This is a genomic window from Alishewanella sp. HL-SH05 (assembly GCF_052655985.1).
Genome location: NZ_CP199753.1, coordinates 2742205 through 2761917, shown reverse-complemented (window position 1 = coordinate 2761917; position 19713 = coordinate 2742205). Strand labels below are relative to the sequence as shown.

Below are 19713 nucleotides of genomic sequence, written 5' to 3'. Positions count from 1 at the left end.
TGTCGTTGTTTCAACCACGACTTAACTCCTTCATGCTGTGCAACGTTTGCAGCGCTTTGGCGCTGTGCAGATGCTCTAATACTGCGCGGGTATTCACTTTTAAATCAGTACCTAAGCCTGCAATTTTTAGCATCGCCGCCACATTAACTGCCACCGCCGTTAAATGTGCTTCTGGCGCGGTGCCAGCTAAAATGGCTAAGGTTGCTGCCGCGTTATCGGCTGGCTCACCGCCTTCTAGGCTGCTTAATGCTTGCGGCTCTACCCCAAAATCGGCAGGAGTTAGGGTAAATTCGCTAAGCTCGCCATCTTTTAATTGGCAAACATAGGTATTGCCATGTAAAGCAATTTCATCACAACCACTGCCGTGTACAACCCAAGCGGCTTTCGTGCCCAATTGTTGTAATGCCTGCGCCATCAGTTTGCACAGGCCAGCATCATACACCCCTAACAGTTGAAAATCAGGTCGGGCTGGGTTAATTAGCGGCCCTAGTAAGTTAAACAGGGTACGGCTTTTCAAGGCGGTGCGCACCGGCATCGCATGCTTGATACCACTGTGATAAAGCGGTGCAAACAAAAAGCTACAATTGCTGCCTTTTAAGGTGGCCGCGGCTTGCTCTGGGCTAACTTGAATATTAATGCCAAGGTATTCCAATAAATCGGCTGAGCCTGAGCGGGATGACACACTACGATTACCGTGTTTGGTTACTGGCAAGCCCATGCTGGCCGCAACGATGGCTGCAGTGCTAGAAATATTAATGGTGTTGCTACCATCACCGCCCGTACCACAACAATCAATAGTGCCACTGACCGTTGTTGGAAAGGGGGTAGCGGCGGCTAATAAGGCTTGTGCTGCCCCGGTAATTTCATCGGCAGTTTCGCCGCGCACTTTTAAGGCGACCAGCAAGGCCGTTAGCAACACGGGTTCAACCTGGCCTTGTACTACCGCCGTAAAAAATTGTTCGGCTTGTGCACGGCTCAGGCTTTTGCCATTTAAGGTTTGCTGCACCAGAGGCAGAATGTGCTGCGTCTGATCATGTTGAGGCTGCGACATCAGTCTTTACTCCTTAGTAAATAGGCAATACTTTGTTGCAACAACGGCTTACCCAGCGTGGTGAGAATGGACTCTGGGTGAAACTGAAAACCCAGCATCCGTTGGCTTTCGTTTATCACGGCCATCGGGATATGCCGCTCAGTGGCTAATACGTCCAGACTATTCGGCAGTTCGGTGGCCATTAATGAATGATAGCGCGCCACAGGAAAAGGCCGTGGCAAGCCATGAAACACCGGGTGTTCGTGCAGCGTTATTGCTGAAGTCTTGCCATGTACGGTCTCACCGGCGCGTCCGACCAGTCCGCCGTAATGTTCTACGATAGCTTGATGGCCCAAACAAATACCCAGCACCGGATAGACACCCGCAGCAAGGCGTAATAAGGCGGGCATGGAGCCCGCATCACCCGGTGCCCCGGGGCCTGGCGAAAGCACTAATAATACCGGGCCTGTTTCTTGCTGCATTTTGTTGAAAATAAATTCAGCCGGTACGGTGTTGCGATACAGTTTTAACTGGCAGCCCAACTGTGCAAATTCATCGACAAGGTTATAAGTAAAAGAGTCGATATTATCTAATAAATAAATCGTTGGCATGCGGCTTCCTAAGGTCGTCATGGCTGGCGTACTCATGCTTAGTACCCCGCCTGTTGAATAGCTTTAATCACGGCTTGTGCTTTATTGCGGGTTTCTTCCGCTTCTAGCACGGCAACAGAATCAAATACCACGCCGGCTCCGGCTTGAATATGTGCCATGCCCTGAGCAACATAGGCTGAGCGTATGACAATACAGCTATCAAAATCACCATTACCGGCTAAATACCCCACGGCACCGCCATAAGAGCCGCGCTTTTGGCCTTCAACTTGGCGAATTAATTCAGCGGCTTTCACTTTGGGTGCGCCTACTAAGGTGCCCATATTCATGCAGGCTTGATACGCGTGCAGGGCATCTAATTCTGGTTTTAAGGTACCGACCACACGTGAGACCAAGTGCATGACATAAGAGTACCGATCCACTTTTAATAGCTCTTTAACATAGCGACTGCCGGGTACCGCGATACGCGCCACATCATTACGGGCTAAGTCGACCAGCATTAAATGTTCGGCTTTTTCTTTTTCATCTTGGCGCAGTTCTAACTCAATACGGCTGTCTAAATCACGATCAATGCTGCCATCGGCGGCAAAGCCACGGCGACGCGTACCCGCAATAGGGTAGATCTCAACTTGCCGGTTGTCGGCAGCAAATTTTAAAGCCGATTCTGGCGAGGCACCAAATAAGCAAAATGCCGGATCTTGTAAAAAGAACATATAAGGGCTGGGGTTAAGCTGCTTTAATTTGGCATAGGCCGCTAACGGGTTGGGGCACGGCAGTGAAAAACATCGCGAAGGCACAATTTGAAAGACATCACCGGCAACAATATGCTCTTTTAAGTTTTCCACTTGGCTGGCAAAATCGTCATCGCTAATATCAACCGATACGCTGCTATCTGTGGCCGGTTTACCTGGTGCTAACGGAGGGGTTTGCGCCAGTTGCTGTTTTAATTGCTCTAGGCGTTTACCAATGGCAAAACAGTTGGCAGGGGCATCGGCGCCACAAAATACGTTGCCGACTAAGCGGCTTTGCTGGCGCTGATGATCAATCGCTAGGGCGGTTTCTGCCAAATAAAACACATAATCAGGGCATTGATTAGACTTGACCGGCACTTCGGGCAATTGCTCAATGTTTGCCACCATGTCATAACCAATCACGCCGCCTAAAAAGATGGCAAAAGGCTCATCACTTTGACCGCGTAAGCTTTGTTGCACTAAACGCAGCGCACTAAAAGGGTTAGCTTCAGTTAAACGACTGATTTCATCTAACAGCGGATCGGGGCGTTTAAATTCTGCTATAAGTTGTTCACCGCTTAATGTCACCTGCGCTAAATTGGCAAGCTGCTCGGCTAAATAGGGTAATAAGCCTAAGCCATTATTGCTTAATGCATCGATGGTGACCTGTTGCCCTTTACATTCTAAACGGAGCGCCGCATCAATTAACATTAAGCTGTTAACGCTATTTTTGCTGTCAATTTCAGCCGACTCTAGCAGTAATGAGCAACGGTCGGCCGAGCACAGTGACGCATAAGCGGCTAAAGCATCAGCCTGATAAGGCACAGGCAGTGCGATACTGGCGACTTCGCCTGGGGTATCGGTGATATGACTAAAAATCATCGGTATTATCCTTTACACAAACCAGCTATAAATTCAGGGTAAAAAAAAGCCCGTTTCTTTTTGAAACGGGCTTAGGTTATTAAAGCGAATACAACGCCTACACATGCCCGTTGGGAATGTGCCACCACCAGATGTTCAGGTTAGCGAAAGTCGTGAATTGCATTGGATTTAACCACCTCTAAAAAATCAGGCTACATCAAACCGCGAAATGCGCGGCGCGTCAAGAGCAAATTGTTATTTAAGGCGATTAAACCGTAAAGAAGGCTGAACGGCTGTGTTACAGGTCACTTATCCGCTGTTCAGCGAGCAAAAAATATTAATTAGCTTGGGTTTATCATCAGCCTAGAGCCTCTAATGAAAAAACGCTGAGCGCTTATTTGTTGGCTTGGGCTTTTAATTCCGTCAGTTGTTGCCATAAAGCTTCACTTTCTTCGGTGAGGTCGGCAAATAATCGCATGTCACCATTACGCTGTGCATGCATAGCTTGCTCGAGTTTGGCATCGTAACGTTTGCGTAATTTCTTTTCAGGATCGGGCTTTAACCATTTAAACATAATGCACTCATCAGTTGTTTGCTGTGCGCCTTTGTACGCAAGCAAGCTTGGCTTGGTTCTTTGTTTGTTGGGCTTTCTAAGCGATTATGCGACAATAGCGGTTGTTAAAAAGGAAACTGCATGAAAATTGACTTACACAGTCACACAACTCATTCCGATGGTCTGCTCAGTGTCAGTGAACTGCTGAGCCGGGCACTTAGCGTAAAGCTAGATGTGCTGGCCATTACTGATCACGATACCATTAGTGGCTTAACAGAAGCGCAGCAATGGCTAAAAGCCGAGCAAGCGCCGCTTAAGCTTATTGCCGGCGTCGAAATCTCTACTGCTTGGCAAGAATTTGAAATTCATGTGGTGGGCTTAAATATCAACGCCGATTGCCCGCAATTTCAAGCCCGCTTGGCGTTACAGCAGCAGCGCCGGTTTGAGCGCGCAGAAGAAATTGCTCGGCGTTTAGCGAAAGCCAACATTGCTGATGCGCTGCCTGCCGTGTTGGCTTTAACCAACGGCGGGGCCATCACGCGCACGCACTTTGCACGCTTTTTAGTGAATAGCGGCCACGCTAGCTCGATGAACACCGTATTTAAAAAATACTTGGCGCGCGGTAAAACCGGTTATGTGCCAAATAATTGGGTGGCGATGGCAGAAGCGATCCAGTGGATCCACGATGCGGGCGGCCAAGCCGTGTTGGCGCATCCGTTAAAATACAAATTAAACGGCAAATATTTAAAACGCCTGGTGCAAGACTTTGCGCTAGCCGGTGGTGATGCTTTAGAGATTATCTCGCCACAACAAACCTTAGTGCAGCGGCGTGAGCTGTGGGCATTGGGTCAACTTCACAATTTAACTGCTTCTGTCGGTTCAGATTTTCATCAGCCTACGGCTTGGAATGAGCTAGGAAAGCATCTATATTTACCGGATGATGTTACGCCAATTTGGGCGGATTGGGCACTTCAGCCCACAGCAACCGACACCGCTAATTTGCAAGGGCACGCACTATGAGTCAGTTTTTTCACATTCACCCCGATAATCCACAGCAACGTTTAATTAAACAAGCGGTGCAATTGATTCAAAAAGGCGGCATTGTTGTGTATCCCACCGACAGTGGTTACGCTCTGGGTTGTCATATGGGCGATAAAGCCGCGATGGATCGTATTTTACAAATTCGTCAAGTCAGTGGTGATCACAACTTTACCATGATGTGCCGTGATTTATCTGAGTTGTCGGTTTATGCCAAGGTTGAAAACAGCGCCTTTCGCTTGATCAAAAATAACACACCGGGGGCCTATACCTTTATCTTACGCGGTACTAAAGAAGTGCCACGTCGTTTGTTAAATGAAAAGAAAAAGACCATCGGTTTGCGTATTCCAGAGCATAAAATTGCTTTGGCGTTACTGGAAGAGCTTGGTGAGCCGATGCTGTCAACCAGCTTGATTTTACCGGGTAATGAATTTGCCGAAGCCGATCCTGATGATATGCGCCAACAATTAGAGCGCCAAGTCGATTTGATTTTACATGGTGGCGTGATTGGCGAAGATCCGACTACCGTAATTGATTTATCTGAAGAGAGCCCGGTTATCATCCGTGAAGGCCGTGGTGATGTGCGACCCTTTCAGTAATTGACTGAAAACATGAGCGAGCCCTTTAACAGCCTCACCATTCAGCAGGTTTTGCCGTTGGCTTATGTGCGCGGCGAAGCGGTGTTAGAGCGGCCAGAAGACCTCTATATTCCCCCTGATGCGCTAGAAGTGTTACTTGATGCGTTTGAGGGGCCTTTAGATTTTTTACTGTACCTGATCAGACGGCACAAATTTGATTTAGTGGCGTTGCCTGTGAATGAAATTACCCTGCAATATATGGAATATATCAACCTGATGCAGGAGTTAAACTTCGAATTGGCTGCCGATTACTTAGTCATGGCCGCCATGCTGGCAGAGATTAAATCGCGCTTATTGCTGCCGCGCAGTCAGGCCGCGGAGGAAGACGAACAAGATCCGCGTGCCGAATTAGTGCGTCGTTTGCAGGAATATGAAATTTTTAAACAAGCGGCCAGTGATTTAGATGCCTTACCCCGTGCTGAGCGAGATTTTTTCACGGCGAAAGCCAGTTTAGCTGATAACTTTAGCCCACTCCTGATTTTACCTGAAGTCGACTTTACTGAGTTACTGGCGGCGTTAAAAGACGTGGTAAAACGGTCGCAAGCACTGCAGCATCATCATATCAAACGCGAACACTTATCGACGCGCGAGCGGATGAGCCGTATTTTAGCGTTATTAAAGCAGCGGCAGGGTTTTGTGGCCTTTAGCGATTGCTTTGAACTGCAAGAAGGCCGCGAAGGCGTTGTGGTGAGCTTTTTAGCGATTTTAGAGCTGACCAAAGAGAAGTTAATCGAATTGACGCAGGTGGCGCCGCTTGCACAAATTCATGTCAAACTGACGATTAATGAGGCATAATGGCGCACAAACTAAATGACGTTCAATTACTGCAGTTACTCGAAGCCGCTATTTTTGCGGCAGATAAGCCGTTAAGTCGGGCAGAACTGCAAGCGACAGTCTTGGTCGATTTTGCCGTAAGTAGCCGAAAACTCTCACAAAGCCTAACGCAGTTACAACAAGATTACAGTGCGCGTGGCATTCAGTTAGTCGAAACAGCAAGTGGTTTTCGTTTTCATACTCGCCCAGAATTAAGTGATGCGCTAGCCCAATTATGGCCTGAGCGTTCACCACGATATTCGCGTGCGGTATTGGAAACCTTGGCCTTGATTGCTTATCGTCAACCGATCACCCGGGGTGAAATTGAAGAGATCCGCGGCGTGTCGGTCAGTACACAAATTATTCGCACCTTAACCGAGCGCGCCTGGGTTAAAGTGGTTGGGCAAAAGGAAGTGCCAGGTCGACCGGCGTTGTATGCCACAACGGCTACGTTTTTAGATTATTTTGGTTTAACACATTTAAATGAATTGCCGCCATTAGCTGAGTTTCAAGCTTTGCTAACGGATGAAACGGCAGAATCCTTATCCACCGTCGAGATGACAGGAGAGCTCCACTAATGAGTGAAAAGTTACAGAAAGTTTTAGCCCGTGCTGGTGTAGGTTCACGCCGCGAAATGGAAGATTGGATCAGCCGTGGTCGTGTTTCGGTTGATGGTAAACCCGCCACCTTAGGTGATCGCGTAGAGCCCACCCAAGCTATTCGTGTTGATGGCCACCCCGTGCAAATCGCCAGTGAAGAGCAGCAGATCTGCCGCGTATTGGCTTATCATAAACCAGAAGGTGAGATTTGTTCGCGTACCGATCCGGAAGGTCGGCCTACGGTGTTTTCACGTTTGCCAAATATCAAAGGCGCACGTTGGATTGCTATTGGTCGCTTAGACATTAATACCTCGGGTTTGTTGTTGTTCACCACCGACGGTGAGTTAGCTAACCGCTTAATGCATCCAAAATTTGAAGTTGAACGTGAATATGCCGTACGGGTATTTGGCGAGATCAATGATGCGATGATCCAACGTTTACGAACCGGCGTTGAGTTAGAAGATGGCAAAGCCAACTTCAAAAAAATCAAAGCGTTACCGGGTGAGGGCATTAACCGTTGGTTCCATGTGGTGTTAACCGAAGGCCGTAATCGTGAAGTACGCCGGATGTGGGAATCACAAGGTGCTGTGGTTAGCCGTTTGATCCGCGTTCGTTACGGCGATTTACTCCTACCTAAACATTTACCCGCTGGCGGTTATGCCGAATATCCACTGGATGAAGTAAATTACTTACGCAAACTAGTGCATATGCCTGCCGAAACGCAAACCTTGGTGAAAGCTGAAGACCGTACCGAGCGTCGTCGTCGTATGGCCAGCATGAAACGCGCAGTACGCAAGTTCCAAGCGGCAGAAAAGAAGCCATCAGCGGATAAAAAAGTCGCCACGGATAAGCGACCAGCATCGGATCGTAAATCGAGCAGAAAGCCGTCTTAATCAGCTAAAACACTCACTTAATGGCTGTTAAAGGCCATTAGTTGAGTGCTTATTCAGTTTATGTGGGCTGTTTGAAAGACAGTTGAACAACCCGCCGCTTTTATGCTGATGAGATTGACGACGACGGGCCTGCGGTTTTTCGCTTAGCTCAGCAGATAAACGCCGTGTCATAAGCAGTCAGTTATAGCATTGCACCTTAACTGCCAATACTGGATTAACGCACCTTACTTTTTCGGATCAGTTTATACAGCAGCTCTGGAGCAAAACGCCCCAGCATGCTGGCAAATTTCTCTTTAAAACCGCCAACCACCAAGTAACTTTTACCGCGACAAAGCCCCTTTACGGTAATTTTGGCAAATTCTTCCGCCGACATGCCTTGTGCTTGCGCATCATCCATCTTACCTAAGGCTTCGCCATTGCCTGTTAACGCATTCATCGAAACTGCGGTTTTTACAAAGCCCGGAAACACCACCGCAACACGGATCCCTTGTTCATAAAGCTCAGCGCGGGCACTGTTCGCCCATAAATGCAGTGCTGCTTTCGCCGCTGAATAGCTGCCACGAAACTGCGTACCGACTAAACCCGCCACGCTAGAGATAAACACCAGTTGGCCATGACCTTGCTTTAACATGACGGCTAAAACACGCCGGCTCAGTGCCACTTGCGCAAAGTAATCGATTTCCATAATTTTGCGATCGGTTGCTGCGCTGGTATCCATCACCAACGCTCGTTGGCTGATCCCTGCATTATTGATCAACCAATCTACCTGGCCATAATGTGCGACAATAGCGTCGAGTGCTCGTTGCTGCTGTGCTTCATCGCAAACATCCAATGGCACACACAGGTGTCGCTCGGGTGCAAGCAAGCTTTGCTGCACCCGTTGTAATTCAGCTTCACGCCGCGCACTAAGCACCACCTTAGCTCCGGCTTTTGCTAGCTCGTGCGCCAAGGCCTCACCAATACCACCAGAAGCCCCGGTGATCCACACAACTTTATCTTGCAGTGATACGCTCATCTATTTCGCCATTGTCGCTTACATGTACCTGATGTTAGGGCAAAGCGCTAGTGACTGTCAAAATAAGCTTTTACTAATAACCACAACTGGTCTGACCGCACTCCGAGACAGGTTCAACCGCACTAAGAGACCGGTATGACCTGCGAATAAGTTATTTTGTTGAAGGGCTAACGCGAAACTTGCGGCTGAAGTGCTTGGTCAATAATGAAATGGCTAAAGTGCCCACTATTGGAGCGATAAGCCAAGTTGCCAGTTGCCATTCACGGCTGAGTAGCTCCGAGAGTAGCTTACGACCACCGGCAGCGAAAAAAGCGGTATACAAAGCAATACCTGAACCGATCATTGAGCTGAAATGTTCGATAATCCATTGCCGGTTTGCAAGCTCAGCGCGAAAGGCATAGCGAACGATCCCAGTACTCGTAAAAACTCCGACCATCGCAAAAATCATAAATAGCCAAGTGCCAGTATTAAAACCATATCCGAGCATAAAAAGGCTGCCAAGCATTAAACTGACTACCGGTAATAGGTAGTGCCATGTGCGTAAAGGTTGCCGGTCGGCTTGAACTTTTAATACCACATAAGCATGACGAACCGTTACCCACGTTAAAACACTTAGCAACAGTAAAAAAGCTGAAAAATGCCGCCTTTCACTGACAAATTTTGCCAGTTTTTCTGCCGGTAATATTGCCCCTTTAAGGTACACCTGCGCCGGGTCGAATAACACCATGAGGCTCATGACAATGCCAGAACCGGCAATAAACACCATCATAAAGTAGTAATAACGCCCAGATAACTTGTGCAGTTTAGTGCCTTTGCCACAGATCACAGGGACCCAAAACAGTACTAAACAAAGTGCGCCTAAGAAAATATGACTGTACAGCAAAATAGTATGAATAAATGACATTGTGATGCTCCCTGTAATAATGTTTACGCAGTGTAGAGCGGATAAGCAATCAATACAGGTGCCAGAAGTCAGCACTTTAAAATATGACTTCTGGCCTATTGCAGTTAAAGCTAGAACAGACATAATAAGTTGATGAAATTACCTTTTCCTCTTGCAACCTTAGCCGGTGTTCTGACCTGGCTGTTGGTTTCTGGCATTACACTGCTTATTTTGCAGCGTTTACCCGGCCCACAACCTTGGCTACCCGTAGTGCTGTTATTACTGCTTTATGGCGGCTGTTTTATTTTTCTAACGCAAGAGTCGAGCTCGTCATTAGCCTTGAAGCAGCGTTATGGGCATTATTTATTGGCCGTGCAGTTAGCCAGTGCGTTCGGTTTATTGTGGGTGCTACCGACTGGGCATTTTGACTACTTAGCAATTTTAACCATTATTTGGGTGTCTTTACTGCCTCATATTATGTCGCAGTATAAAGCCATCTTATTAGCTGCTGTGGTGGTGGTGGTATGGTTTAGTCTGCAAGCGGTGCTTGAACAACGCAGTTTGTGGATCTCGGCCAGTTTGTTTGGCAGCTTTCATTTGTTTGCGATTGTGATGCAAAGCGCGATATTTGCTGAGCAACAGGCTAAGCTTAAGATTGCCAGTCAGCATCAACAATTACAGGCTGCCCAGCACTTATTGCTGGCGGCCTCAAGACAAGGCGAGCGTCACCGTATTGCCCGTGACTTACATGATTTGTTAGGTCATCACTTAACGGCACTGACGATACAATTAGAAGTGGCGCGTCATCACAGTGATGGTGAAGCACGCTTACAGGTTGAGAAAAGCTTACAACTGGCAAAGCTATTGTTATCAGATGTGCGTGAAGCCGTAAGCTCAATGCGTGATTATGCAGACTTAAGCCTAGCGCACCTATTAGAGCCGATCTTGGCCGATTTACCCGCGCACTTAAACATTGAGCTGGCGATCCCAGCTGATCTGACTCTACCCAATATCTCTCAAGCACAACATGTCATGATGCTGGTGCAAGAGGCGGTCAGTAATACCCTTAAACACACCAAGGCAACAACGCTTAGCCTTAGCGCAGAAATTATTCATGATAGTGACAAAGCAGAATTACTGCTGTGTATTACCGATAACGGCATGCTTGCTGATAATTGGCAGTTAGGCAATGGTTTAACGGGCATGCAAGAGCGCGTGGCGGAATGTCATGGGCAACTTATCCTGCAAAAAGTTAATGGAGCCTTACAGTTGCAAATTCGTTTACCGCAAGAGGTGATTAATGCTTAACGTGTTGCTGGTTGATGATCAACAGCTGATCCGTGATGGGATCCGCAGCTTGTTAGCCATTTCGGGTAAAGTAAACGTAGTGGGGGAAGCCAGTGATGGTCGGCCAGTGGTGTCGCTGTGTCAAACGTTAAAACCAGAGGTTATCTTACTTGATTTATCTATGCCGTTGATGGATGGCATCGCAACCTTGCAGTCCTTGCAACAAGCCGACATTTCCATCCCTGTATTGGTATTAACCACTTTTGATGAGCATGATTTGGTGCTACAAAGTATTCAAGCCGGCGCACGAGGGTTTTTACTAAAAGATGTGTCATTAGACACTTTAATTAGTGCAATTGAAAACTTAGCGGCCGGTGGCAGTTTTTTTCAGCCTAACATCACTGAGCGGCTACTTAGCCAAGTACGTAAACCTACGCCCACTGCTTTTACTAAACCCCTACCTTTAGAGCCATTAAGTGAAAAAGAGCTACAAATCTTACAGTTAATGGCGGCCGGATATAGCAATAAAGAGATAGCCAATGCACTTTGTAAATCTGAGGGAACGGTAAAAAATCAGTGCTCCACCATTCTTAGTAAACTCGGTGTTCGCGATCGCACCAGAGCGGTATTAATGGCTTTAGAACTCGGCTTGATCAGCCCATAAACACACCTAAATGCTACTCTAAGTGGCCCAATTTGTCTCAGAGTGTGGTCTAACCTGTCTCAGAGTGCGGTCAGACCAGTACCGGAGTGTGGTCTAACCTGTCCCAGAGTGCGGTTAGACCAGTACCGGAGTGTGGTCTAACCTGTCCCAGAGTGCGGTTAGACCAGAGACAGGTTAGCGTGATTTAGGAGGGGGAGTTGTTAAGCTTTGTAACCGTTGGGGTTGTTGCTTTGCCAATGCCAGGTGTCGCGCACCATATCTTGCAATGTTTTCTCAGTTTGCCAGTTCAGTAAGCGTTTAGCTTTGCTCGGTTCAGCGTAGCAAACGGCAATATCACCAGGTCTACGTGCTGCAATTTGAAAGGGTACAGGCACCTTATTCACATCGCTAAAGGCTTTAACCATATCTAACACGCTGTAACCCACGCCCGTGCCTAAGTTGATGGCTTCAATACCTTTAAAGCTTTGTAAGAACTCAAGCGCTTTTAGGTGGCCCTGCGCTAAATCGACCACATGGATGTAATCGCGCACACCGGTGCCATCGGCGGTTGGGTAGTCATCGCCAAACACACTTAGCTGCTGGCGTTTACCCACTGCTACTTGTGAGATAAATGGCATCAGATTATTCGGGATACCGTTAGGATCTTCGCCAATTTGCCCACTGCTATCCGCACCAACAGGGTTGAAATAGCGCAATACGGCAATTGACCAGTCGTCATCCGCGCGTTGTAAGTCTTCTAAAATATACTCGATCATCAATTTGCTTTGACCATACGGATTGGTCGCTGAGCGCGCTGAGGTTTCTTTGATCGGCACTTCTTTGGCATCGCCATACACGGTCGCCGACGAGCTAAAGACCAGTTTTTTCACATTAAAATGTTGCATAACCCGGCATAAGGTTACTGTGCCGGCAACATTGTTATCGTAATAATGCAGCGGCAGCTCAGTGGATTCACCTACGGCTTTTAAACCGGCAAAATGCACCACCGCAGAAATAGTGTATTGGCTAAAAACGGCGGTTAATGCGGCTTGATCGCGAATGTCACCATTGATACTAATCAGGCTTTTACCTGAAAGCTGTTCAACGCGTTTTAACGCTTCATCTGAGCTATTGCTAAAATTATCAAAGCTAATCACCTGATAACCCGCACGCAGTAAACACAATGCCGTGTGGCTGCCGATATAACCAGCACCACCCGTTAACAGAATATATGACGACATGCTGTCATTCCTTTGAGAGAAGTTGATCGAAAATTAAGGTAATACTTTCTTATACGGTTTCACTGTGGCTTGTTGATACACACCCGCAGCCCAATAAGGATCTGCCTTGGCCCAAGCTTCGGCGTCAGTTAAAGAGGGAAACTCAGCAATCACTAAAGAACCGGTAAAACCAGCAGCCCCCGGGTTGTCTGAATCGATAGCCGGCAGCGGGCCTGCCATTACTAAACGTCCTTCAGATTTTAACTGTTCTAAGCGTGCTAAATGGTCTGGACGGGCTGCTAACCGTTTTTCTAGACTATTTACCGCATCTTCTGCATAAATCATATATAACATGATAAAACTCGACTGTTAATTAACTGCCTGCACCTTAGCAGATTTGCTTTTTAAAACCAATTAGCAGTACGCGCTTTGCTGCTCGGACTAGGATTTGCTTCAACAGGCTGTTAGCATGCAACTGACTGTAAAAAACAACAACTATAACTACAACATTTATCCAGGAGTCACGCATCAATGAAACGTGAACAATTTAGCTCCAGCCTAGGTTTTATTCTGGCTGCAGCAGGCTCAGCTGTCGGTATTGGTAACCTCGTCGCTTTCCCAGTGATGGCCAGTAAAAACGGCGGCGCCGCCTTCCTCGTTATGTACGCTTTTTTCGTGTTCTTTATTTGTTTACCGGTGATGCTGGCCGAAATGAGTTTAGGCCGTCATACACGGCAAAACCCGCTTGGCGCTTACACCGAGATTGGCCAAAACCGCGCTTGGCGCACCGTAGGCTGGTTATCGGTGATCACGCCTTTTATGATTGGCGTGTTCTATTTGGTGATTACCGTCTGGATCGCCGGCTACTTGGGTAAAGCCGTTTTTGGGCAGCTAGACCAATTAGCCGATCCTGCAGGGTTTGGTAATTTTATTACCAGCAACGAGTTATTTGGTTATCTCGCCTTTGTTGTAGTATTAACCTTCTTAATTTTGCAAGGCGGGGTGAAAAAGGGCATTGAAAAAGCCACCACCGTGCTGATGCCAACACTGTTTGTTATGCTCATTGCGTTGGTGATTTACGTACTTACTTTAGAAAACGCTATGCTGGGTGTGAAATTCTTTCTGATCCCTGATTTTACCAAGTTAACCGGCGAAGTTCTCAATGGCGCACTGGCGCAAGCCTTTTTCTCGCTGTCTTTAGCCATGGGTATTTTGATTACGTACGGCTCATACATTCAAAAACATGACAATATCGTCTCAGCCGGTAAAACGGTAGCGGGTTTATCGTTAATGGTGGCCTGTTGTTCGGGTTTATTAATATTGCCGGCGGTGTTTTCGTTTAACCCTGAAATTGAAATTTCGGAACTGTCGACCTCCAGTATCGGCATGATCTTTATGTTTTTACCGAAAATCTTTTTAGCGCTACAGGCCGATATTGGTTATTTTGGCGCTTCTTTTGTTGCCGCGTTTTTCTTTTTATTAGTGTTTTTCGCTGCAATGACTTCACTGGTCTCGATTATTGAAGTGCCAGTGGCCAGTGTTATGGATGGCAAAGGGATCAGTCGTCGCAAAGCCTTGTATCTTTTAGGCAGTGTGATGGTGGCGTTAGCTATCGTTTCCGCTTTGTCGTTTGGTCGTGTTGATTGGCTGAGCAATATGCTAAGTTACGGCGGTGCCAATAAGTCATTCTTTGATCTGATTTACGATATGTTTTATGAAACCATCCTGCCATTAAACGGCTTATTGCTGTGTCTTTTTGTGATTTACCGCTGGAAAAAGCAGAATTTAGATGCTGAAATTAGTGATGGCAATCAACGGTTTGCAGGCTCATTTTTACAAAAATATGTGAATTTCTCACTGGGTACTTTTATTCCATTAATTTTAGCGATTATTTTTATCAACACTGTCTCTACCATTTATTTTGGTAAAAACTTGTTGTTTTAAGTAAGCGACAACCTTGGTGGCCAGTGTGATAACGCGCTGGCCATACTGCAACTTTGTTACTTCTTTAAACTTGCGGCTTAAACCTGTGTCGAAATTAAACTGGTGCGTTTACTGCCCAGCGTATCAGGGATTTTCCCTAACTGACATTCCGCTTTACTCACGGTTAATCCTTGCGCACTGCAGCGCTCTGTTAAGATCGGTAAAAACTTTTGCGCTTGCTGTAATGCTTGCGGTTGATCGGTATAAAACTGTAATTGCACATCGTCATCTTGCAACTTGGCCACGGCTAATAATTGGCCCTTATCGGCTAAGTCAAATTTCATGGTTAACTGCCAAAAGCGCTGTTTTTGTTCGCTGTCTTTTTGCTCGCGTTCTTTTTGTTCTAACAAAATTTGGCTAATTCGGCTTTCTTGTTGTTGCTGCAAGGCTAACGGGATCAGCCATTGCTGCAGATTTGCTGGCACTTCAGCGTTTTGTAGTTGTGCCAATTGCAAAGCACTACTGTGGCTGCCGAGTGCTCGTAGTAAGTTAGATGCTTGCGCCGGTTCAAGCTGCCCGATATTTTGGGCTAAACGCTGCGCGTTTGGCTCTCGCAATGATCCCGAGGGTTGCTTTAACAAGTGCCCTAATAATAATTGAATGGCCACAGCCAAGGTGCCGGCCGAGGTGGTCATGTTAGGTTGACTTTGTAAAGGTTGAAAGTTTAACGCTGCTTGCAGTTGTTCTTGTACTTGAGGCGGTGTTAATACCTTAGAGCCATCCGGCTGAGCTTGGCGTAGTAGGTTCAACACTTGCTGAACCTCGGCAGGTAAGTCTGGCAGGCTGCTTAAGGTGGCTGGCGCACTTTGTAATAAAGGTAATAATTGCCGCCAGTGTGTATTGCTGACATCGGTTGGCTGTAACTTTGTTACGGTGGGGGCTGCAGGGGCAGGCTGCGCACCCAACGGCAGAGGTTTGGCAAACTGCTGACTGGCGAGCTGAATTTTGTGTTCACTGACAAGCGGCTGCACGCTTAATTGCCAAGAGGAAGCAGCGTTGTTAGCCGTATTAGCCCCTGCCGTTGCTTGGAGCTGTTGCTGCGCTAAATTAGCATTAACGGTTTTATTGTTATTAGCGGGTGGCAATAATATCAGCGATAAATGTTTGGCAATACTGTTACTTGTGGCTGAACGGGCGTTTAACGGCTGCGCAAGCGGCTCGCCCGCTAACTGGGTGATGGTTTCACCGCGCAACACGCTTTGTTGCAAGGCGGCTAATTGTTTGGGATTTTGCAGTAATTGTGCTTGTTTCGCTGTTAGCTGAATGTTCTCTGGTAAGCCGCTTAATACCTTGATATGAATTTCTATTGTGCCGGGTTTGGTTTCTTTAAAACTTAACTGTAAGGGCAAATCGCTTGGAATGGCAGAGAGTTGTTTGGCTGCCAGCGTCAGTGGCAATTGCAGCAAGCCTTGCGCTGTTTGCACAATAAATTGCGCGCTTTGGCCTGTTAACTGTAATTTAGCAAAATAGGGTTGCCCGGCTTGCAGTTTCGGCGTGCTTTCGCTGTTTTGGCCAAACTGGCTGAGGATCTTATCAACAATCGCGGTTTTCATCGGTTCCTCTTGTAACGGGGTGTTGGGCATTACGCCGGCGGAGCTCCTCGCGCTGGGCTGGCTTAATTGCGTTTGAGCTGTTGCCGTTGCTGCCGAGTGTGTTGCCGAACTTTTTTGTGATGCATCATCAGGTTTGTTATGGGTTTGCGTGCTGCCCAAGGTTAATTGGCTACCATCAGACAAGCTAAGTTGCAGTGGCCGGTTCAGTGCACTGCCTGGCAGTTGAAATTGGCCTAAGTCTTTTAACGGTTGTATGAGTAACACCCAACTCGCTCGCTCAGTGGCATGGTTGGGGGTGGCTTGAGTAACCAAAGGTTGTAGCAACAGCTTTAACTGCTGGCGCTCAGGTGGGGTAAGGTTGAGTACTTGGTTATTCAGTTGCAGCAACGGGCTTGCCGTTTGTAATTGTTGAAACACCGAAATCTGCACGGCAGGTTGCTGCAAAGCGAGCTGTAGCTGGGGGCTTAGCGTTTGAAATACCGCTGCGTTTTGCAGGTTAGCCATCGGCGCTCTCTGGCTTGGCATATTGGCTGTTAGTGTGTTAGCCGCTTGGTTGTTGTTATTTGTCGAAAGGTTAGTGCTACTGCTGTTTTGCAAAGCGCTTTGCGCCGATGAAGCGGCACTGACACTGGGTAACTTGACCAATTGTAATGTGGCTAATTGCGCGGCGAGGGGCGGGGTAACCGCTTGGCCAGCCAAATGATTAAGCGGTTTGCCACTGGCTAATTGTGCACTCACTTGGTTTAGCTGCTCAGGTTGCAGTAACAAAGTGGTTTGTGCGGCCGTTAATTGTTGTGCTTGCGGGTTACCTTGCCACTGCATCACGCGTACGTTCAAGTTGTCGGGCGTTGTCGCATTAAAACTCAGTTGCAGCGGCACATTCAGCGGTAACGGTGGTAGGGCAGATAAAGCAAGCCGTTGTAAGCCTTGTTGGCTTTGCAGTAATAATTGCTGCGTCACATTGGGGATGTTATTGGTATGGCTTGAGACCACCATTGCCGGATACGGCACGGCGCTGCCAAGTTTAATCACACCACTGTTCACTGTCGTTTGTGGGTTTAAGCTGGTGTTTGTGGTTAGCTGGCCAAAATTAAAGGGTAACATCACGCTCTCAAGGTTCTGTTGGTTAAAGCCGCTTTTGTTAACAGTGATTATTGAACTGTAAGCGGCACTTGCCGACAAGTTGTGCAAATAGCTGATTTGAATCAAGCTTACGAAGCGGTTCTGATTCGTATTCTGGCGGCATTATGCTACTATGCGCGCAATTTTGTTGGTCGTCGATAGTTAGAGGACTGTGAATATAGCACAACCCACCTTTGCTGTTACTGCCCCCATTTTGCTCGATGCTGCTGATTTAAGCTGCGTAAAGCAAGATCGCGTGCTGTTTGAGCAGCTGTCGTTACACTTAAAACCGGGCGAACTTTTGCAGATCAAAGGCAAAAATGGCGCCGGTAAAAGCTCATTGCTGCGAATTCTAGCTGGCTTGGCGCAACCCGATGAAGGCCAATTGCAGTATTTAGCTCAACCCTTACCTGCCGCGTTAAGCGATTACGCCGCCAACTTATGTTTTATCGGCCATCAAAGCGGTATTCATGAGCAATTAACGGCGATTGAAAATTTACAATTTTGGCAAGCGGCTAGCGATCTGCATATTCAAGACGAATTTATGTTACTGGCAGAATTAGGTTTAGCCGGTTTAGAAGATATTCCTTGTCGCATGTTGTCGGCCGGCCAACAGCGGCGGGTATCCTTAGCCCGGCTTTGGGCTACCTCTGCGCAAATTTGGATCCTCGACGAACCTTTTACGGCATTAGATCAATCCGCGATTGTCAGTTTACAGCAACACTTTATCGCGCATTTAAAGCGCGGCGGCGCGATAATTTTAACGACCCACCAACCACTCAGTATTGAATATCATGCCTTGCGCGCGTTAGAGATCCATTATCGATGGTAAAATTTAGCATTTTTTTACAGCGCGAATTACGTTTACTGGCTCGGCAAAAAGCGGATTGGCTGAATCCTGTGTTGTTTTTTATTATCGTGCTAACCCTGTTTCCATTAGGGGTTGGCCCAGAGCCGAATATGCTGCGTATAATGGCACCAGGTATAGTTTGGATTGCCGCGCTATTAAGCGTGTTATTAGCGGCCGAGCGACTGTTTAAAGACGACTATCGCAATGGGGTGATAGAGCAATTAGTGGCGGCGCAGCAGGCATTAATGCCGTTTGTGCTGGCGAAAATTACCGCGAATTGGTTAAGTACCGGTTTGCCGTTATTGCTGTTATCACCGCTAGTGGCTTTGCTGCTGAATATGCAAGGGGCCGCCCTAGAAGCGATGGCGCTAACGTTATTACTGGGTACTCCAGTGCTGAGCTTACTCAGCGTGTTAGGGGCGGGTATTACGGTCTCTGCGGATAAAGGTGGGATCTTACTGGCATTGGTTATTCTGCCTTTATATATTCCGCTATTAATTTTTGCGAGTGCCGCCATTGAAGCGGCCAGCATTGGTTTAGGTTTTACTGGGCAGATTGCCATTTTATTGGCAATGTTTTTGTTCTCGCTGGCGTTGGTGCCTATGGCCGTGTGCAGCGCTTTAAAGATAAATGTGAGCTGATATGTTTAAGTGGTTAGATCCGTTAGCAAAACCAGAAACGCTATATCATTTTTGTGGCAAGTTAACGCCGTGGTTAATGAGTAGTGCTTTGTTTACTTTGTTGTTGGGTAATATTTGGGGCTTAGGCTTTACCCCCACTGATTATCAGCAAGGAGACAGTTACCGCATTATTCATATTCATGTGCCGTCGGCCATTATGTCGATGGGCGCTTATATGGCGATGGCCATCGCAGCCTTTACTGCCTTGGTGTGGCAAATTAAAACGGCGCAGTGGGCAGTATTAGCCATCGCGCCGATTGGTGCGGTTTATACGGCCATTGCCTTGCTAACCGGTATGGCCTGGGGTAAACCCATGTGGGGTGCGTGGTGGGTGTGGGATGCACGCTTAACGTCTGAGCTCATCCTCTTATTTTTATATTTTGGCGTGATGGCGTTACATGGGGCTTTTTCTGAGCGGCAAACCGGCGCTAAAGTGGCCAGTTTATTGGCGGTTGTTGGTGTGATTAACTTACCCATCATCCATTTCTCGGTAGAGTGGTGGAACACCCTGCATCAAGGTGCGACCATCACTAAGTTTGCTAAACCGTCCATCGATCCCAGCATGCTCTGGCCTTTGTTAATCAGTTTATTGGCGTTTAGTTTGTTATTAGCGGCGTTAACCTGCGTGCGTTTACGTACAGCGATCCTCGAAAATGAGCAGCATCGGCCTTGGGTTAAACAGTTAGTTAGCAAAGCATAAGCGAGGAGATAGC

At 47.4% G+C, this 19713-nt stretch carries 20 protein-coding genes; 11 read left to right on the top strand and 9 right to left on the bottom strand.

Annotated features, from left to right (window positions below; all coding sequences use genetic code 11):
- Positions 1–10: 10 nt before the first annotated feature.
- The 4 genes from trpD to ACUJFL_RS12585 all read right to left on the bottom strand — a co-directional run bounded on the left by trpD (position 11) and on the right by ACUJFL_RS12585 (position 3804).
- Positions 11–1051: an anthranilate phosphoribosyltransferase gene (trpD, locus tag ACUJFL_RS12600; RefSeq protein WP_226750208.1), complete on the bottom strand. Its 1041-nt coding sequence runs from the start codon at positions 1049–1051 to the stop codon at positions 11–13.
- Positions 1051–1677 carry an aminodeoxychorismate/anthranilate synthase component II gene (locus tag ACUJFL_RS12595; protein ID WP_229584404.1) on the bottom strand — a complete coding sequence of 209 codons (627 nt, stop codon included), beginning with the start codon at positions 1675–1677 and terminating at the stop codon, positions 1051–1053. The genes trpD and ACUJFL_RS12595 overlap by 1 nt, the downstream gene beginning before the upstream one ends.
- 2 nt (positions 1678–1679) lie before the next feature.
- Positions 1680–3251: an anthranilate synthase component 1 gene (locus ACUJFL_RS12590; RefSeq protein ID WP_445427684.1), complete on the bottom strand. Its 1572-nt coding sequence runs from the start codon at positions 3249–3251 to the stop codon at positions 1680–1682.
- 373 nt (positions 3252–3624) lie between these two features.
- Entirely contained in the window at positions 3625–3804 is a 180-nt protein-coding gene (locus ACUJFL_RS12585) for a DUF6435 family protein (RefSeq protein WP_226750205.1), read from the bottom strand.
- Between the two features lie 120 nt (positions 3805–3924).
- Between ACUJFL_RS12585 and rnm the strand changes: the two genes are divergently transcribed.
- Genes rnm through rluB form a run of 5 tightly spaced genes read left to right on the top strand, consistent with a single transcriptional unit; the run spans position 3925 to position 7764 of the window.
- The gene (rnm, locus tag ACUJFL_RS12580) at positions 3925–4803 is read left to right on the top strand and encodes an RNase RNM (RefSeq protein WP_226750204.1); all 879 of its coding nucleotides are present in this window, start codon (positions 3925–3927) and stop codon (positions 4801–4803) included.
- Entirely contained in the window at positions 4800–5420 is a 621-nt protein-coding gene (locus ACUJFL_RS12575) for an L-threonylcarbamoyladenylate synthase (RefSeq protein ID WP_226750203.1), read from the top strand. The genes rnm and ACUJFL_RS12575 overlap by 4 nt, the downstream gene beginning before the upstream one ends.
- 12 nt (positions 5421–5432) lie before the next feature.
- Positions 5433–6254, top strand: coding sequence for a segregation and condensation protein A (locus tag ACUJFL_RS12570; protein WP_445427683.1), 822 nt, complete (start codon positions 5433–5435; stop codon positions 6252–6254).
- On the top strand, positions 6254–6850 hold the full coding sequence (scpB, locus tag ACUJFL_RS12565; protein ID WP_445427682.1) for an SMC-Scp complex subunit ScpB: 597 nt from the start codon (positions 6254–6256) through the stop codon (positions 6848–6850). The genes ACUJFL_RS12570 and scpB overlap by 1 nt, the downstream gene beginning before the upstream one ends.
- Positions 6850–7764 carry a 23S rRNA pseudouridine(2605) synthase RluB gene (rluB, locus tag ACUJFL_RS12560; protein ID WP_445425048.1) on the top strand — a complete coding sequence of 305 codons (915 nt, stop codon included), beginning with the start codon at positions 6850–6852 and terminating at the stop codon, positions 7762–7764. The genes scpB and rluB overlap by 1 nt, the downstream gene beginning before the upstream one ends.
- 214 nt (positions 7765–7978) lie before the next feature.
- On the opposite strand, the gene ACUJFL_RS12555 is transcribed toward rluB, so the two are convergent.
- Positions 7979–8779: an SDR family oxidoreductase gene (locus ACUJFL_RS12555; RefSeq protein ID WP_445427681.1), complete on the bottom strand. Its 801-nt coding sequence runs from the start codon at positions 8777–8779 to the stop codon at positions 7979–7981.
- 151 nt (positions 8780–8930) lie between these two features.
- Positions 8931–9683: a hypothetical protein gene (locus tag ACUJFL_RS12550; protein WP_445427680.1), complete on the bottom strand. Its 753-nt coding sequence runs from the start codon at positions 9681–9683 to the stop codon at positions 8931–8933.
- Between the two features lie 132 nt (positions 9684–9815).
- On the opposite strand from ACUJFL_RS12550, the gene ACUJFL_RS12545 reads away from it, so the two are divergent.
- Together ACUJFL_RS12545 and ACUJFL_RS12540 are read left to right on the top strand one after the other, a co-directional pair.
- Positions 9816–10970: a sensor histidine kinase gene (locus ACUJFL_RS12545; protein WP_445427679.1), complete on the top strand. Its 1155-nt coding sequence runs from the start codon at positions 9816–9818 to the stop codon at positions 10968–10970.
- Positions 10963–11613: a response regulator gene (locus tag ACUJFL_RS12540; protein WP_445427678.1), complete on the top strand. Its 651-nt coding sequence runs from the start codon at positions 10963–10965 to the stop codon at positions 11611–11613. The genes ACUJFL_RS12545 and ACUJFL_RS12540 overlap by 8 nt, the downstream gene beginning before the upstream one ends.
- A gap of 200 nt (positions 11614–11813) precedes the next feature.
- On the opposite strand, the gene galE is transcribed toward ACUJFL_RS12540, so the two are convergent.
- A complete protein-coding gene (gene galE, locus ACUJFL_RS12535) occupies positions 11814–12833 on the bottom strand; it encodes a UDP-glucose 4-epimerase GalE (protein ID WP_445427677.1) in 1020 nt (339 codons plus the stop codon).
- 33 nt (positions 12834–12866) lie between these two features.
- On the bottom strand, positions 12867–13166 hold the full coding sequence (locus ACUJFL_RS12530) for a YciI family protein (RefSeq protein ID WP_226750194.1): 300 nt from the start codon (positions 13164–13166) through the stop codon (positions 12867–12869).
- Between the two features lie 177 nt (positions 13167–13343).
- Between ACUJFL_RS12530 and ACUJFL_RS12525 the strand changes: the two genes are divergently transcribed.
- A complete protein-coding gene (locus ACUJFL_RS12525; protein ID WP_226750193.1) occupies positions 13344–14756 on the top strand; it encodes a sodium-dependent transporter in 1413 nt (470 codons plus the stop codon).
- 77 nt (positions 14757–14833) lie between these two features.
- Here the strand turns inward: ACUJFL_RS12525 and ACUJFL_RS12520 are convergent, their stop codons facing one another.
- A complete protein-coding gene (locus tag ACUJFL_RS12520; protein WP_445427676.1) occupies positions 14834–17452 on the bottom strand; it encodes a flagellar hook-length control protein FliK in 2619 nt (872 codons plus the stop codon).
- Positions 17453–17642: 190 nt separating this feature from the next.
- Between ACUJFL_RS12520 and ccmA the strand changes: the two genes are divergently transcribed.
- The 3 genes from ccmA to ACUJFL_RS12505 are packed head-to-tail and all read left to right on the top strand — an operon-like array spanning position 17643 to position 19700.
- Positions 17643–18302 (top strand): cytochrome c biogenesis heme-transporting ATPase CcmA, encoded by a 660-nt coding sequence (gene ccmA / locus ACUJFL_RS12515; RefSeq protein WP_445425042.1) that lies wholly within the window; start codon positions 17643–17645, stop codon positions 18300–18302.
- A complete protein-coding gene (gene ccmB, locus ACUJFL_RS12510; RefSeq protein WP_229584390.1) occupies positions 18296–18961 on the top strand; it encodes a heme exporter protein CcmB in 666 nt (221 codons plus the stop codon). The genes ccmA and ccmB overlap by 7 nt, the downstream gene beginning before the upstream one ends.
- Before the next feature lies 1 nt (position 18962).
- Positions 18963–19700, top strand: coding sequence for a heme ABC transporter permease (locus ACUJFL_RS12505; protein WP_306178197.1), 738 nt, complete (start codon positions 18963–18965; stop codon positions 19698–19700).
- Positions 19701–19713: the final 13 nt, after the last annotated feature.

Coding starts and splice junctions, on each gene's coding strand:
- trpD (WP_226750208.1), bottom strand. CDS start 1,051: ATGTCGCAGCCTCAACATGATCAGACGCAGCACATTCTGCCTCTGGTG.
- ACUJFL_RS12595 (WP_229584404.1), bottom strand. CDS start 1,677: ATGAGTACGCCAGCCATGACGACCTTAGGAAGCCGCATGCCAACGATT.
- ACUJFL_RS12590 (WP_445427684.1), bottom strand. CDS start 3,251: ATGATTTTTAGTCATATCACCGATACCCCAGGCGAAGTCGCCAGTATC.
- ACUJFL_RS12585 (WP_226750205.1), bottom strand. CDS start 3,804: ATGTTTAAATGGTTAAAGCCCGATCCTGAAAAGAAATTACGCAAACGT.
- rnm (WP_226750204.1), top strand. CDS start 3,925: ATGAAAATTGACTTACACAGTCACACAACTCATTCCGATGGTCTGCTC.
- ACUJFL_RS12575 (WP_226750203.1), top strand. CDS start 4,800: ATGAGTCAGTTTTTTCACATTCACCCCGATAATCCACAGCAACGTTTA.
- ACUJFL_RS12570 (WP_445427683.1), top strand. CDS start 5,433: ATGAGCGAGCCCTTTAACAGCCTCACCATTCAGCAGGTTTTGCCGTTG.
- scpB (WP_445427682.1), top strand. CDS start 6,254: ATGGCGCACAAACTAAATGACGTTCAATTACTGCAGTTACTCGAAGCC.
- rluB (WP_445425048.1), top strand. CDS start 6,850: ATGAGTGAAAAGTTACAGAAAGTTTTAGCCCGTGCTGGTGTAGGTTCA.
- ACUJFL_RS12555 (WP_445427681.1), bottom strand. CDS start 8,779: ATGAGCGTATCACTGCAAGATAAAGTTGTGTGGATCACCGGGGCTTCT.
- ACUJFL_RS12550 (WP_445427680.1), bottom strand. CDS start 9,683: ATGTCATTTATTCATACTATTTTGCTGTACAGTCATATTTTCTTAGGC.
- ACUJFL_RS12545 (WP_445427679.1), top strand. CDS start 9,816: ATGAAATTACCTTTTCCTCTTGCAACCTTAGCCGGTGTTCTGACCTGG.
- ACUJFL_RS12540 (WP_445427678.1), top strand. CDS start 10,963: ATGCTTAACGTGTTGCTGGTTGATGATCAACAGCTGATCCGTGATGGG.
- galE (WP_445427677.1), bottom strand. CDS start 12,833: ATGTCGTCATATATTCTGTTAACGGGTGGTGCTGGTTATATCGGCAGC.
- ACUJFL_RS12530 (WP_226750194.1), bottom strand. CDS start 13,166: ATGTTATATATGATTTATGCAGAAGATGCGGTAAATAGTCTAGAAAAA.
- ACUJFL_RS12525 (WP_226750193.1), top strand. CDS start 13,344: ATGAAACGTGAACAATTTAGCTCCAGCCTAGGTTTTATTCTGGCTGCA.
- ACUJFL_RS12520 (WP_445427676.1), bottom strand. CDS start 17,452: ATGTTACCCTTTAATTTTGGCCAGCTAACCACAAACACCAGCTTAAAC.
- ccmB (WP_229584390.1), top strand. CDS start 18,296: ATGGTAAAATTTAGCATTTTTTTACAGCGCGAATTACGTTTACTGGCT.
- ACUJFL_RS12505 (WP_306178197.1), top strand. CDS start 18,963: ATGTTTAAGTGGTTAGATCCGTTAGCAAAACCAGAAACGCTATATCAT.